Origin of the sequence: Stenotrophomonas sp. SPM (assembly GCF_003105135.1) — a bacterium.
Lineage (GTDB): Bacteria > Pseudomonadota > Gammaproteobacteria > Xanthomonadales > Xanthomonadaceae > Stenotrophomonas.
This window is the reverse complement of the sequence record NZ_QETL01000099.1, coordinates 1-14,763: the sequence shown is the minus strand read 5'-3', so window position 1 is coordinate 14,763 and position 14,763 is coordinate 1. Positions and strand designations below refer to the sequence as shown.

General features: G+C 67.3%; 10 protein-coding genes and 2 tRNA genes. 10 read left to right on the top strand and 2 right to left on the bottom strand.

The annotated features are described in order from the left end of the window. Positions 1–75: 75 nt before the first annotated feature. Positions 76–1,749, bottom strand: coding sequence for a thiol reductant ABC exporter subunit CydC (cydC, locus tag DCO49_RS16485; protein WP_116864930.1), 1,674 nt, complete (start codon positions 1,747–1,749; stop codon positions 76–78). Continuing rightward, positions 1,746–3,494: a thiol reductant ABC exporter subunit CydD gene (gene cydD, locus DCO49_RS16480; RefSeq protein WP_116864931.1), complete on the bottom strand. Its 1,749-nt coding sequence runs from the start codon at positions 3,492–3,494 to the stop codon at positions 1,746–1,748. Before cydD ends, cydC begins: the two co-directional genes overlap by 4 nt. 223 nt (positions 3,495–3,717) lie before the next feature. Here cydD and DCO49_RS16475 point away from each other — a divergent pair, with 223 nt between their 5' ends. The 10 genes from DCO49_RS16475 to pgaD all read left to right on the top strand — a co-directional run bounded on the left by DCO49_RS16475 (position 3,718) and on the right by pgaD (position 14,596). Continuing rightward, a complete protein-coding gene (locus DCO49_RS16475; protein WP_116864929.1) occupies positions 3,718–5,301 on the top strand; it encodes a cytochrome ubiquinol oxidase subunit I in 1,584 nt (527 codons plus the stop codon). Positions 5,302–5,316: 15 nt separating this feature from the next. Continuing rightward, positions 5,317–6,471, top strand: coding sequence for a cytochrome d ubiquinol oxidase subunit II (gene cydB, locus DCO49_RS16470; RefSeq protein WP_116864928.1), 1,155 nt, complete (start codon positions 5,317–5,319; stop codon positions 6,469–6,471). A gap of 133 nt (positions 6,472–6,604) precedes the next feature. Beyond that, positions 6,605–6,721: a cytochrome bd-I oxidase subunit CydX gene (cydX, locus tag DCO49_RS16465; protein ID WP_079222503.1), complete on the top strand. Its 117-nt coding sequence runs from the start codon at positions 6,605–6,607 to the stop codon at positions 6,719–6,721. 55 nt (positions 6,722–6,776) lie between these two features. Continuing rightward, positions 6,777–6,853: transfer RNA gene (locus tag DCO49_RS16460), tRNA-Pro, on the top strand. Between the two features lie 141 nt (positions 6,854–6,994). Then, positions 6,995–7,071, top strand: a tRNA-Pro gene (locus DCO49_RS16455). A 190-nt stretch (positions 7,072–7,261) separates the two neighbouring features. Then, positions 7,262–8,467: an MFS transporter gene (locus DCO49_RS16450; protein WP_116864927.1), complete on the top strand. Its 1,206-nt coding sequence runs from the start codon at positions 7,262–7,264 to the stop codon at positions 8,465–8,467. Positions 8,468–8,916: 449 nt separating this feature from the next. Then, entirely contained in the window at positions 8,917–10,956 is a 2,040-nt protein-coding gene (pgaA, locus tag DCO49_RS16445; protein WP_116864926.1) for a poly-beta-1,6 N-acetyl-D-glucosamine export porin PgaA, read from the top strand. A gap of 1 nt (position 10,957) precedes the next feature. Beyond that, positions 10,958–12,853: a poly-beta-1,6-N-acetyl-D-glucosamine N-deacetylase PgaB gene (gene pgaB / locus DCO49_RS16440; RefSeq protein ID WP_116864925.1), complete on the top strand. Its 1,896-nt coding sequence runs from the start codon at positions 10,958–10,960 to the stop codon at positions 12,851–12,853. Position 12,854: 1 nt separating this feature from the next. Continuing rightward, positions 12,855–14,108 (top strand): poly-beta-1,6-N-acetyl-D-glucosamine synthase, encoded by a 1,254-nt coding sequence (pgaC, locus tag DCO49_RS16435; protein WP_116864924.1) that lies wholly within the window; start codon positions 12,855–12,857, stop codon positions 14,106–14,108. Next, entirely contained in the window at positions 14,105–14,596 is a 492-nt protein-coding gene (gene pgaD / locus DCO49_RS16430; RefSeq protein WP_116864923.1) for a poly-beta-1,6-N-acetyl-D-glucosamine biosynthesis protein PgaD, read from the top strand. Before pgaC ends, pgaD begins: the two co-directional genes overlap by 4 nt. Positions 14,597–14,763: the final 167 nt, after the last annotated feature.

Genomic DNA, 14,763 nt, shown 5'->3' with positions numbered 1-14,763 from the left:
CGGCTCCGTGCACAAAGGCAGCCGAGCATGGGCTCGGCTCTACAGGTGATCCACGTACGGCCGGCACCACCGCGATCAGGTTTCCCGCTCCAGCACGCCGTCACGCAAGCGGTACTGCGCATCGACCACGCCGTCGGGCAGGTCGTCGTGGGTGATCATCAACAGGCTGCGCCCGTCCAGCAATCCGGCCAGGTCCTGCAGCAGCGCATGCGCGGTATCCACGTCCAACCCTTCGGTCGGTTCGTCCAGCAACAGGATCGGTGCATTGCGCAGCAGCGCGCGCGCCAAGGCCAACCGCCTTGCCTGGCCGGCCGACATTGTCGCGCCGTTCTCGCCCACCCAGGTCTGCAGGCCGCCATTGCGCTCGGCCCACTCACCCAGGCGCACGCGGCGCAGCACTGCCCACAGCGCGTCATCGCTGGCGTCCGGATCACCCAGCCGCAGGTTCTCGGCCACCGTGCCGGCGAACACCGGCGCGTTCTGCGGCAGCCACGCCAGCTGCCGGTGCCAGTCTTCCTGGGCGAAGTCGCGCAGGTCGCGACCGCCGTAGCTCACCCGCCCCTGCTGCGGATCCCACAGGCGCAGCAGCAGGCTCGACAGCGTGGTCTTGCCACTGCCGCTGTCGCCGCGGATGGCGATGCGCTCACCCGGCACCAGGCTCAGCTGCAGGCCGGCCAGTACCGGTCGCGCCGCGCCCGGCCAACGGAAATGCACGTTTTCCCACTGCACGGCCGCGGCGCGGGGCACTGCCTGCGGCACTGCCGGATCCTCTACCGTCGGCGTCTGCTCGACGATGGACTGCAGGCGATCCGCAGCGATGCGGCCCGACTGCAGCGACTGCCAGGCCAGGCCCATGCCCGCCCACAACTCGATCATCGCCACGGTCAGGAACACCAGGCCGGCGGCCATTTCCGCGGGAATGCGCTGCTGCTCGGCGGCCTGCAGGGCCAGCGCCAGCATCGCCACCAGACCCAGCCCGGCCACCAGGCCGTGCAGGGTCGAGGCCGCGATCAGCCGCCAGCGCCGACGCCGGTCGCGCGAGGCCAGCTGCTTGGCAGCCACCCGCACCTTCAGCTGCCACGCGGCGTCGGCATGCAGCGCGGCCAGATCACCCGCACCCTCCAGGCCTTCGAATGCAGCGGTACGCAGTGCGGCGCGATGTGCGGCACGGTCGGCCTCTTCATCGTCATGCCCGCGCACGCCCAGCCACGGCACGCCGAAGCCGATCAGCAGCGCCAGCACGGCCAGCAGCACGGCGGCCGAGGGCAGGATCAGGGCGGCCGAAGCCACCGCCACCAGCGACAACGCACCCAGCGCCACCAGCGGCCCGATGGCGCGCACCAGCAGGCCGTCGACCTCACCGATGTCGCCCAGCAGACGCGCCAGCAGGTCGCCCGTACGCGTGGCACCCAACCGCGCCGGGGCCAGCGGCAGCGCGCGGCGGAAAAACCACACGCGCAGGTCGCGGGCGATGCGCAGGGTGGCATCGTGGCCGACCAGCTTTTCGAAATAGCGCGAAACGATGCGCGCCATGGTCAGGCCGCGGATGCTGGCCGAGGGCGAGAAGAAATTGAAGCCCTGCGCCAGGCCTGCCGCACCGGCCAGCGCGGCGGCGGTGAGGAAGCCACCGGACAGGCCCAGCAGCGCGGTGCCGGCCAGCATCGTGATCCACAGCAGCAGCACCGTCAGCAGCAGGCGCGGACGGTGGCGCAGGAACACCGCGCGCAGCGAATCGGTCGAGCGGCTCATGCGCGCACCGCCTGTGCCGGATCGACCAGGCGCCCTTCCGGCAACAACAGGCAGCGATCGGCCCAGGCGATCACCGCCGGGCTGTGGGTGGCCACCACTACGCTGCGGCCACGCGCGTATGCGGCCAGGCTGCTCAGCAGCGCCGCTTCGGTCTCGGCATCGAGGAAGGCGGTGGGCTCATCCAGCAGCAGCACCTGTGGGTCACGCAACAGCAGGCGGGCCAGGCCGATGCGCCGCGCCTCGCCACCGGACAGGCCGAAGCCGCGCTCGCCGATCAGCGTGTCCAGCCCCTCCGGCAGGCGCCGGGCGAACTGCAGCACCTGCGCCGCCTCGGCCACCGCGCGCAGGCGTGCATCGCTGGCACCGGGGTCGGCCAGGCGCAGGTTGTCGGCGATTGAACCATGGAACAGATAGGGGCGCTGGCTGGCATAGGCCACCTGCACGCCGGCGCGTTGCTGCACCCGCCCGGCACGCGGCGGCAGCCAACCGGCCAGCGCTTCCAGCAGCGTGCTCTTGCCCGAGCCACTGGGGCCGACCAGGGCCAGCCGCTGGCCGGGCTCCAGCCGCAGGTCCACGTCCTGCAACACATCGTGCGGGGCACCGAGCGGGCGCAGCACCAGACCCTGCGCCTGCAGCGGCGGCAAGGCGGCCTCGGCCGGCTCCACCGCCAGCGGTGCCGGCGGTACCTCGGCCACCGCTGGCTCCTCGGGCAGCGACAGCAGCAGGCGCTCGACTTCGGCAGCGGCGGCCAGTGCATTGGCGCGATCGTGGTAATGCGCGGCCAGCCGTCGCAGCGGTGCGTAGAACTCCGGCGCCAGCAGCAGGCAGAACAGGCCCGCGCCCAGCGTCGGCACCGTCGCATGCAGGGACATCAGCCCCAGGTAGCTCAGGCCGAGGTATAGCGCGACCATCGCTACGCTTACCGAGGCGAAGAATTCCAGCACGGTGGAGGACAGGAAAGCGATGCGCAGCACCTTCACCGTGCGCACGCGCACCCCTTCGGCAGCCGCTTCGATACCGGTAAGTTCGGCCTCGCCCCGCCCATACAGGCGCAGCAGGCCCAGCCCCTTGATGCGGTCGGCGAAGTGGCCGCTCATGCGTGCCAGTTCGCCCAGCTGCGCGCGACCGGCGGCCTCGGCGCCCCAGCCCACCAGCATCATGAAGAACGGCACCAGCGGCGCGGTGAACAGCAGGATCAGCGCCACCACCCAGTCGACCCAGGCCACCGCGGCCAGGATCAGCAGCGGCACGACCACCACTTCGGTGCGCACCGGCAGGAAGCCGCTGTAATAGCTCTCGATGGCATCGCCATGGTGCAGCATCAGTTCGCCCAGCTCGCCAGTGCGGCGCTGCCGCAGCCACAGCGGGCCACGGCCCAGCAGGCGCGCGAACACGCGCTCGCGCAGGGCCAGGCGGGCCGCATCGGCGACGTCGCCCGCGGCGGCCTGGGTGGCACTGCCCAACAGCGTGCGCAGCACCAGGATCACCGCCAGCGCGGCCAGCACCGGCAGGCCGCTGGCCAGCGGCGCGCGCTCCACCAGCACCGTCTGCACCAGCCAGGCGATCGCGGCAGCCTGGCCGATCAGCAGGGGGCCGGACAGGCTGATGCACAGGGCCGCCAGCCGCTGCCGGCCACGCGCGGCATGGGCCAGGCCGGCCAGCCAGGCGGTGCGGGCACGCCGTTGCAGGGTCGATTCCTCCTCCGCGGTGCGGGGCTCGGCAGCAGTAGGTTCGGCAGCGCTCAAGGTCTTCACAGGCAACGGGGATGCTCCGCATTGTAGGCGCAGGTCGCAGGCGCCCCTGCGGCAGGTGGTCGCAGGCGTCACGGGAAAGGCATACGATCCCCTTGGGCACTCATTCATACATTGATCTGGATCAAGGCTGTTTGAAGTAGTCGGTCACATCATTCCCCCGTAGACCACCCTTCCCGCCACCCGCAACGGCACTATCCCACGAGGTAGCCAGGCCATGATTGATCAGACAGTCGTAGAACTGTCGCGGCTGCAATTCGCTCTGACCGCGATGTACCACTTCCTATTCGTACCGCTCACCCTCGGCCTGTCCTTCATGGTGGCCATCATGGAGAGCGTGTACGTCATGACCCGCAAACAGGTCTGGCGGCAGATGACCCTGTTCTGGGGCACGCTGTTCGGCATCAACTTCGCCATCGGCGTGGCCACCGGCCTGGTGATGGAATTCCAGTTCGGCATGAACTGGTCGTACTACAGCCACTACGTGGGCGATATCTTCGGTGCGCCGCTGGCCATCGAAGGCCTGATGGCCTTCTTCCTCGAAGCGACCTTCATCGGTCTGTTCTTCTTCGGCTGGAAGCGCCTGAGCCCGGTCAAGCACCTCACCGTCACCTGGCTGATGGCGCTGGGCACCAACCTGTCGGCGGTGTGGATCCTGATCGCCAACGGCTGGATGCAGAACCCGACCGGTGCGGTGTTCAACCCGGACACGATGCGCATGGAAGTGGTGGACTTCGCCGCGGTGCTGTTCAACCCGGTGGCGCAGGCCAAGTTCGTGCACACCGTCAGCGCCGGCTACGTGACCGGTGCCATCTTCGTGATGTCGATCAGCGCCCTGTACCTGCTGCGCAACAAGCACAAGGACATGGCCCGTCGCTCGTTCGCGGTGGCCGCAGCCTTCGGCCTGCTGTCCTCGCTGTCGGTGGTGGTGCTGGGTGACGAGAGCGGTTACGCCGCCAGCGAGCACCAGAAGATGAAGCTGGCCGCGATCGAAGCGATGTGGGAAACCGAGCGTGCGCCGGCCGACTTCACCGCCTTCGGCATTCCCAACCAGACCACGCACCAGAACGACTACGCGATCAAGATCCCGTACCTGATGGGCCTGATCGCCACCCGTTCGCTGGACCAGCCGATTCCCGGCATCCTGGAACTGGTGGACCGCGCCGAGCACCGCATCCGCGGTGGCCAGCTCGCCTATGGCGCGCTGGAACGCATCAAGAAGGACAAGACCGACCTGCAGGCGCGCGAGATGTTCGACCGCCATTGGCAGGACCTGGGCCATGGCCTGCTGCTGAAGCGTTACCGCGAGGACATCCTCAACGCCACCCCGGAGGAAATCTCCAAGGCCGCGATGGATACCGTGCCGCGCGTGGCACCGCTTTTCTGGACCTTCCGCATCATGGCGGGCCTGGGCTTCTACCTGATCGCGTTCTTCGCCTTGGCGTTCTACTTCTCCTGCCGCAACAACTTCCAGGACAAGCGCTGGTTCCTGAAGCTGGCGGTGGGGAGCCTGCCGGTGCCGTGGATCGCGATCGAATGTGGCTGGTTCGTGGCCGAATACGGCCGCCAGCCGTGGGCGGTGGATGGCGTGCTGCCCACTTTCTACGCCGCGTCGGGCCTGGCCCTGCATGAAATCCTGACCACGCTGGCCATCTTCACCGCAACCTACACGGTGCTGCTGGTCATCGAGATCAAGCTGATGCTCAAGGCCGTGCGCACCGGACCGGATGACATCCTGCCGACGCTGCAGGCCGACATCCGCCCTGTTTCCCCCACTGCAGCCGCTGCCGGACAGGCCTGAGGCAGGAGAATCCAGATGGAATTCATTGCACTTGATTACACCACGCTCCGCGTGATCTGGTGGCTGCTGCTCGGCATCCTGCTGGTCGGCTGGGCGGTGATGGACGGTTTCGATCTCGGCGTCGGCACCCTGCTGCCGTTCGTGGCGAAAACCGATGAGGAACGCCGGCTGGTGATCAACACCGTCGGCCCGGTCTGGGAAGGCAACCAGGTCTGGCTGGTGCTGGGTGGCGGTGCGATCTTCGCCGCCTGGCCGCCGCTGTATGCGGTGAGCTTCTCCGGCTTCTACCTGGCGGTGTTCGCGATGCTGTTCGGCCTGATCCTGCGGCCGGTCGGCTTCAAGTACCGCAGCAAGATGCCGTCCAGGCGCTGGCGCGACAACTGGGACCGCGTGCTGTTCGTCGGTGGCCTGCTGCCGGGCCTGATTGCCGGCGTGGCGGTGGGCAACGTGCTGCTGGGCGTGCCGTTCCACTTCGATGACACCCTGCGCGTGACCTACACAGGTTCGTTCTTCGGCCTGCTTACGCCGTTCGCGCTCATCGCCGGCCTGGTCAGCGTGGCCATGCTGGTCTCGCACGGTGCGGCCATGCTGGTCATCAAGACCGACGGCCCGGTGGCCGAACGTGCCGCACGCTACGGCAGCATCGCCGCACTGATCAGCTTCGTGCTGTTCGCGGTGGCAGGCCTCTGGGTGGCCTTCGGCCTGCCCGGTTACCAGATCACCTCGCAGGTGGTGACCGACGGCCCGACCAACCCGCTGCTGAAGACGGCGGCGATCGGCACGGCTGCCGGTGGCTGGCTGCGCAACTACAGCAGCATGCCGGCCACGATCGTGTTCCCGGTGCTGGGCCTGCTGGGTGCGCTGGCCAGTGCGGTGCTGCTGCGTGCACGGCGCGGCGGTCTGGCCTTCATCGCCTCGGGCGCGTCCATCGCCGGCATCATCCTCACCGTCGGCTTCGCCATCTTCCCCTTCCTGCTGCCGTCCTCCAGCCAGCCCACCTCCAGCCTCACCGTCTGGGACAGCTCGTCCAGCCACCTGACGCTGTGGATCATGCTGCTGGCGACGGCCATCTTCCTGCCGATCATCCTCGCCTACACCACCTGGGTGTACCGCGTGCTGAAGGGCAAGACCACGGTCGAAGAAATGGGCGACAACCCGAACGCGTATTGATGGATTGCATCCGTGCCGACCAACGGTCGGCACCCACCACGAGCAACAGGTGCTGAGCGATGGTCGGCACCCACCATGAGCAATAGGCGCCGACCCACGGTCGGCACCTGCCCCGAACGAAGGAGATACGAGCATGTGGTATTTCGCCTGGATCCTCGGCACTGGCCTGGCCTCCACCGTGGCCATCCTCAACGGCATGTGGTTCGAATCGCGCGAGCGGAACCGCCTCGAGAAAGAAAACAGTCGCTGAGCTGTAAAAAAACCTTGCCGCCTTGGCCTTCACACGGTATCTTAGGCGGCTCCTTCGGGGTGTAGCTCAGTCTGGTAGAGCGCTACGTTCGGGACGTAGAGGTCGCAGGTTCGAATCCTGTCTCCCCGACCACTTCGGTGGTCGCATTGAAGCCTGGTGAAGTCTTCCAGGCTTTTTTGTTCCCTGAAGGATTCCATTGCTTCGGCAGTGTGAAGAAACACCATTTGCCCCTTGCCGCCATCGGGGTGAATGGATAGAATAGGCGGCTCCCTTCGGGGTGTAGCTCAGTCTGGTAGAGCGCTACGTTCGGGACGTAGAGGTCGCAGGTTCGAATCCTGTCTCCCCGACCACTTCGGTGGTCACCAAGAAGCCTGGAAGACGACAGTCCTCCGGGTTTTTTTGTGCCTGTCGCCTGGCGGCATCCCGCCCGGCCCCGCCCCGTACAATGGGCACCCTTTCCCCCACCCCTGCACCGGCCTGGCCCGGTGCCGGCGCTGCACGCCCAAGACGCCGCGTGCGCCACCTGCAAGGACCCGCCGCATGACGTCCCCGACTTCGCCCTCACCCTCGCTGCTGCACGGCCGCCTGCTGGCGTTCGCCGCCATCCTGCTGGCGGCGGTCAACCTGCGTACCGCGGTCACCTCCATCACTCCGCTGCTGGACGTGCTCGGCCAGCAGTTCGGCTTCGGCACGACCATGACCGGCGTGCTCGGCATGCTGCCCACCGCCTCGTTCGCGCTGTTCGGCGTGGCGACCCCGGCCGTGGCCCGACGCCTGGGCCTGGAGCGCACCACGCTGCTGGCGATGACCCTGGCCATGGCCGGCCTGCTGCTGCGCTCCAGCGCCGGCAACGTCGGCACCCTGCTGCTGGGCTCGGTGATCGCGCTGGCCGGCATGGGCATCGGCAACGTGGTGGTGCCGCCGCTGGTGAAGCGCTACTTCGCCAACAAGGTCGGCACGATGAGCACGCTGTACATCAGCGTACTGCAGCTGGGCACGATGACCCCGGCGCTGCTGGCGGTGCCGGTGGCCAACGCCGCGGGCTGGCGCGTGTCGCTGGGCATGTGGGCGCTGCTGTCCCTGGCCGCCGCCCTGCCCTGGCTGATGCTGGCCCGCCGCGCGCCAAAGCCGGTGCAGGACGGCAGCGATCCCACTGCGCAGCCGCACGGCAGGGTCTGGCGCACGTCGCTGGGCTGGAGCATGACGCTGATGTTCGGCATGACCTCGCTGATGACCTATTCGATGTTCACCTGGCTGCCGCGCATCGTGGTCGAGGCCGGTGCCACGCCGGCGTTCGGCGGGGTGATGGTGGCGGTGTTCTCGGCACTGGGCCTGCTGCCGTCGCTGGTCATTCCCTCGCTGGCGGTGCGCCTGCCGAATCCGTTCCCGCTGGTGCTGATCGGTTTCTTCGCCTTCGTCATCGCCTTCACCGGCCTGCTGCTGGCACCGCTGAAGGCGCCGCTGCTGTGGGCGGCGCTGCTGGGCGTGGGCCCGTCCACGTTCCCGCTGGCACTGACGCTTATCAACCTGCGCACGCGCACCCCGACCGGGTCGGCGGCGTTGTCCGGCTTCATGCAGGGCGTGGGCTACAGCTTCAGCTGCCTGGGGCCGTTCCTGGTGGGCTGGCTGCATACGGTGAGCGAGGGCTGGACGCTGCCGTTCGGGTTCCTGTTTGGCTGCGCGGCGCTGATGCTGGTTGCGTCGTGGGTGGCGTGCAAGCCGCGGAAGCTGGAAGACCTCTGGTAAGGAGTTGGGGTGCTGCGGCAGGGCCGCGCCCCGCCCCCGACAATTTCCGTGTAACGGCAGGTAGATCCACGCCATGCGTGGATGAGATCTGTCGGAACATGGATCTGATGGGGTGCGCACGTCTCTGTCACGAGGCTTCTACACATCGCTTCGGCATCTGCTGACGTAGGGTGTCCAATCATGACGCGGAGGGGCCGGCCTTCTGGGCAGCTCTCCACCCCGGGTCAGGGCGCGGCGGCGTCCGGCGGGTGCTTCATGGCTCGCTGAAAGACCTGAAAAATGCTTGATTGTCAGCGAGTTGCTATGCGCTTGACCGGTCTGGCAGGACTATTGCGTCTTAGCTGTAAAGGCAGGTGCTGGCCGCTTGGGGATGGGGTCGGATACAGTTGGCATGTGATGTGCGTCACACTTTCAGCACTTCGTTGAAGTAGGGATGCTAAGGGGGTTTCATGATTGTCCATCGTCCGCTGGCGCTCTGCGTCGGCCTGGCCTGCGCCGCCTTGGCGTTCGGGGCCCATGCTGCTTCGCCGCCGGCCAGCACCAGCCGCGCTGATCGGATGGCCGAGATCGGCCACTACCGTGACCAGGCCCGCTGGGTCGATGCGCTGGCCGCGATCGAGCGCTCGCAGCTGCAGGAGCCCAACGACCCGCTGCTGTACAAGCTGCAGGTCCTGACCCTGGGCGACATCGGCAATGCCGACCGCGCCTGGCGCCTCTACCAGGCGCGGCCCGAGCTGTTCGATGCCGACCAGAAGGCGCGCCTGGAGGCGAACTACATCGCCAAGCGGGTGAACTGGAGCCTGGCTTATGGCCAGAGCGAAGACAGCCGCCTGGACGAAGCCGAAGCATCCCTGGCGGAAATGGAGCAGTATGTGCAGCGCGACGGCACGCCGCTGGCGCAGGCGCCGCTGCGCATCCGCATGGACCGCCTGATCCTGCTCAACCGCCTGTCCCGCCATGCCCAGGTGCGCGATGAAGCGCGCGCCCTGCAGCAGGAGGGCCATGCCCTGCCCGACTACGTGCTGCCTGCGGTCGGCGATTCGATGATGGCGACCCAGCACCCGGACGAGGCCATTCCGCTGCTGGAAGCGGCAGTGAAGAACGATCCATCGCGCTTCCAATCGCGTTCCGAACTGGCCTACGCCTACCTCGAGACCGAGCAGGCCGAGAAGGCCATCGGCTACCTGCAGACGTGGCAGAAGGACGAGCCGGCATGGCGCTGGGGCGGCGGCAAGAGCCCGTACGCCAACTGGGCGCGCTATGAGGCCGACCTCAACCTGTCGATGATCCGCGCCTACAGCGGCGACCTGTCCACCGCGCAGCGCGAGCTGGAAGCCATGGTCGACGTCGGACCCGGCAATGGCGGGCTGCAGACCGCGCTGGGCAGTGTCTACCAGATGCGCGGCTGGCCGCGGCGGGCGCTGGAACGCCACCAGATGGCCTACACCCTCGACCCGCGCGATGTCTCACCGCGGATCGGCATGTACGAATCCTACGTGCAGCTGCAGCGCGACGACCTCGCGCGGCCGCTGCATGACGACCTGCTCGAGCGTTACCCCAGACAGCCCTCGGTCCAGCGCATGGACCGCGACTGGCGTGCGCACCGCGGCTGGCAGCTGCAGGCCACGGTGGAAGGTGGCCGCAGTTCCGGCGGCGGCGGCAGCTCGCCGCTGGGCAACGACGACCTGCATTACGGCACCGAAGTGGCCTCGCCCATCCTCGATGACCGCTGGCGCCTGTTCGCCTTCGCCGACCGGCGCTCGGTGACTTTCCAGGACCAGAAGATCAATCCGCTGTGGATCGGCGCCGGTGCGCGCTACCGCTTCGGCCGCGCCGATGCCGAGGCCGCGGTGGTGCGGCCCAATGACAGCATCGGCGACACCGGCCTTCGCGGCGGCTTCGGCTGGCAGTTCAACGACCAGTGGCACGCCGGCGTGACCGCCGCGCGCAACGACCCGGAAGCTTCGATGCAGGCGCGCGTGTCGGGCATCACTGCCGACAGCATGGCGGTGGCCGTCGACTACACCCGCAACGAGCTCACTCACTGGAGCCTGGGCGGCAGCCAGTTCCGCTACGACGACGGCAACCGCCGCGACACCCTCAACACCGCGATCGAGCAGCGACTGCTGACCCGCCCGCGCGTGGTCATCGATGGCCTCGGCAGCCTCTACACCAGCCGCGGCTCGCGCGACGACGTGCCCTACTTCAATCCTTCGCGCGACCGCTCGGTGGAGATCGGCCTGCGCATCGACCAGCAGTTGTGGCGCCACTACGAACGCCACTTCCGCCACCGCCTGACGGTGTCGCTGGGTGATTACTGGCAGGAAGGCTTCGGCAGTTCGCTCATTCCCACGGTGGCGTACCGCCATGAGTGGCAGTTCGGCCAGGGCAGGATCTTCGAGTACGGCGTGAGCTGGTCGCGGCCGGTCTACGACGGCCAACGTGAACGTCACATCGGCTTCGATGCCGCGCTGCGCTGGGGAGAGTGAGATGGAACGGATGCTTCGAAACCTGATGACCGTGCTGCTGCTGGGGCTGGTGCTGCTGGCCCTGCCGGCCGCTGCCCAGGAGCGCGACCTGGATTCGGCCGACAACGGCCTGCTGGTGCTGAGCTACCACGACATCCGCGACGATGTGCGTGAGAAGGGCGATGCCGATGCCTACGCGGTCAGCACGCAGAACTTTGCTGCGCACCTGGACTGGCTCAGCGCGCACGGCTATCACCCGATCTCGCTGTCGCAGTTGATCAAGGCCTCGCGCGGCGAAGCCCAGCTGCCGCCGCGGCCGGTGCTGCTGACCTTCGACGATGGCCTGCGCAGCGTCTACAGCCGCGTCTATCCGCTGCTGCGTGCCTACAACTACCCGGCGCTGGTGGCGGTGATCACCGACTACGTCGACATGGCCCCGGGCCGCACCATCGACTACGGCTACCGCCCGTTCGGCCACGATGATTTCCTGACCTGGGACCAGCTGCGCGAGATGCAGTCCAGCGGCCTGATCGAACTGGCCAGCCATACCGACAACCAGCACCACGGCGTTCAGTCCAACCCGCAGGGCAACCAGACCCCGGCGGTGATCACCCGCACCTACGATCCGCAGACCCAGCACTATGAGACCGCGCAGCAATACGAAAAGCGCCTGCGCGACGATCTCGCGCTGAGCGTCAAGCGCATCCAGAAGGAACTCGGCGTCACCCCGAAGGCGATCGTGTGGCCGTATGCGGCCTACAACAAGCTGAGCAACGACATCGCCGAACAACTGGGCATGCCGGTGTCGTTCGACCTGGAAGGCCGCAGCACGCCGGTCACGTCCGACCTGCACGGCCTGGCCCGCCTGCTGGTGACCAACAATCCGAACGTCAGTTCGCTGGCATTCGAACTGCGTCGCAATGTCAGCCTGGATGGCACGCGTGCGCTGCAGATCGACCTGGATGCGGTCTACGACCCGGACCCGGCACAGCTGGCACGCAACCTCGACAAGCTGATCGACCGCGTCAAGAAGGTGGGCCCGACCCACGTCTACCTGCAGGCCTTCGCCGATCCCGATGGCAACAACACGGCCGACGCGCTGTACTTCCCCAACCGCCACATGCCGATGCGCGCGGACCTGTTCAATCGCGTGGCCTGGCAGCTGAAGACCCGTGCCGGGGTAAAGGTCTACGCCTGGCTGCCGGTGCTCGGCTATGAGCTGCCGGATGCGGCGCAGCGTACCGCGCTGGGCATCGCCAGCCCAGAGCACGACGGCATGTACCGGCTGGATTTCACCAAGCCGCAGGCGCGGCAGATCATCAAGGACATCTACGAAGACCTGGCGATCAATTCGTACTTCGAAGGCCTGCTGTTCCATGACGATGCCTATGTGCGCGACACCGAACTGGCCCAGCTGCCGCAGGAAGGCGCCGATGGCGGCCGTACCCAGGCGCTGATCGACTTCACCCTGGAGCTGCGCGACACCGCCCAGCGCTGGCGGCCGAAACTGGGCACCGTGCGCAACCTGTACGCGCAGCCGGTACTGGAGCCGCAGAGCGCCAGCTGGTTCGCCCAGCGCCTGGACCTGTTCAACCAGGCCTATGACCGCACCGCGCTGATGGCGATGCCGTGGATGGAAGGCAGCAAGCACCCCGAGCGCTGGCTGGACCGGCTGGTCACGGCGGTGCGCGCGCACGATCCCGACCTGAAGCACACGATGTTCGAGCTGCAGACCGTGGACTGGCGCACGCAGACGCCGATCAGCGGCCAGCGCCTGCGCGCGCAGGTCCGCCGTCTGCAGGCACAGGGCGTGCGCCATTTCGCGTGGTACCCGGACGATTTCATCGCCGACAAGCCGTCGACCACGGACGCGCGCGCCGCGATGTCCGCGCGCAACTTCCCGTACCCGGAGAAGTGACATGGACATGAGCCCCTGGCTGTATGCCCTGTTCCAGTTCGCCTTCTTCTACCCGATGGTGATGGCGTTCTTCTGGATGTCAGGCGGCCTGTACTACTTCTTCCGCCGCGAGCGCAAATCGCGACCGCGCAACGATCCGCCGCCGATGGACAGCTACCCGTTCGCCACGCTGCTGATTCCCTGCCACAACGAATCGGACAACCTGGACGACACCATCGGCGCGGCACTGGCGCAGCGCTATCCGGATTTCGAAGTGATCGCCATCAACGATGGCAGCAGCGACGATACCGGTGCCCGCCTGGACGCGCTGGCCGCCCTGCACCCGCGCCTTCGCGTGGTGCACCTGGACCGCAACCTGGGCAAGGCCAATGCGCTGCGCATGGGCGCCCTCGCCTCGCGCTCGGAGTACCTGGTGTGCATCGACGGCGACGCGATGCTGGAAGAGTTCGCCATGCACTGGATGGTCTGGCACCTGACCAGCGGCCCGCGCGTGGGCGCGGTGACCGGCAACCCGCGCATCCGCAACCGCTCCACACTGCTCGGCCGCCTGCAGGTAGCCGAGTTCTCCTCGATCATCGGCATGATCAAGCGCGCGCAGCGCGTGTACGGGCGCATCTTCACCGTGTCCGGGGTGATCGCCGCGTTCCGCCGCACGGCCCTGCACCGCATCGGCTACTGGGCCGACGACATGGTGACCGAGGACATCGACATCAGCTGGCGCCTGCAGCTGGACCACTGGGACATCCGCTACGAACCCAACGCGCTATGCTTCATCCTGATGCCGGAGACGCTGAAGGGACTGTGGCGGCAGCGCCTGCGCTGGGCGCAGGGCGGCGTGGAAGTGCTGCTGCGGCACGGCTCGTCGTTGTTCAGCTGGCGCAAGCGACGCATGTGGGGCGTGCTGCTGGAGTACATCCTCAGTGTGTTCTGGGCGTACACCATGCTGCTGATCGTGGTGCTGTGGGCGCTGGGCAAGTTCATGCCGCTGCCGGCCCCGCTGTATATCGAGACGCTGTTGCCGCAGTGGCACGGCGTGATCCTGGCCCTGGTCTGCCTGCTGCAGTTCGCCAGCAGCCTGATCATCGACCGTCGTTACGAAACCCACATTGGACGCAACTACTTCTGGGTCATCTGGTACCCGATGGCGTACTGGTTGATCAGCCTGTTCACCACTCTGGTGGCGCTGCCGAAGACGCTGTCCAAGCGCCGCGGCAAGCGTGCCACCTGGGTCAGCCCTGACCGGGGGATCCGATGAACACCGTACATGACACGAGCGAAAAGAAATCGTCCAACCGCTTTGATTCGCGGTTGATCCAGAAGTCGCGCCAGCAGCCGCGGCTGCAGCGCACGGCCTGGGGCTTCGTGACCCTGGCGTTCTGGGGTTTCTACTTCTATCTGTGGGCACCGTTGGTGACCCTGGTCTCCTGGCTGCTGGGCGGGCACCTGGCCTATGTGCAGCTGTACCAGCGCAAGCAGCACGTGGATCCGTTCGTGATGATCGCGCTGCCGGTCATCCTGGTCTGCTGTTCGCTGCTGCTGATCGCCTGGGCGGAGTACAACCGCTATCGGTTCGGCGGCAAGGAACGGCGCGCACCGCGCGAGGATTCCAGCCGCGCGGACATCGCGCATGCGCTGGGTGCGACAGATGCGCTGGCCGAGCAGCTGATGAATGCGAAGGCGGTGACGTTGCACATGGACGACAACGCGCGGCCGGTGGGGATGACGCGGCAGCCGCTGCTGTAAGGGGTGGGTGTTTGTTCGGCAGGGCTTGCAGCCCTGCACCTGCAGAGGCAAGAGCAACAGCAACAGCGGGCATTCCGTGGGATGGCGGGGCACTGTGGGTTTGCGGGGACGCCGTAAATACGTCCATGTAGGCTTGGTCGCCGCATCCATGCGGCTCACACCCCGCA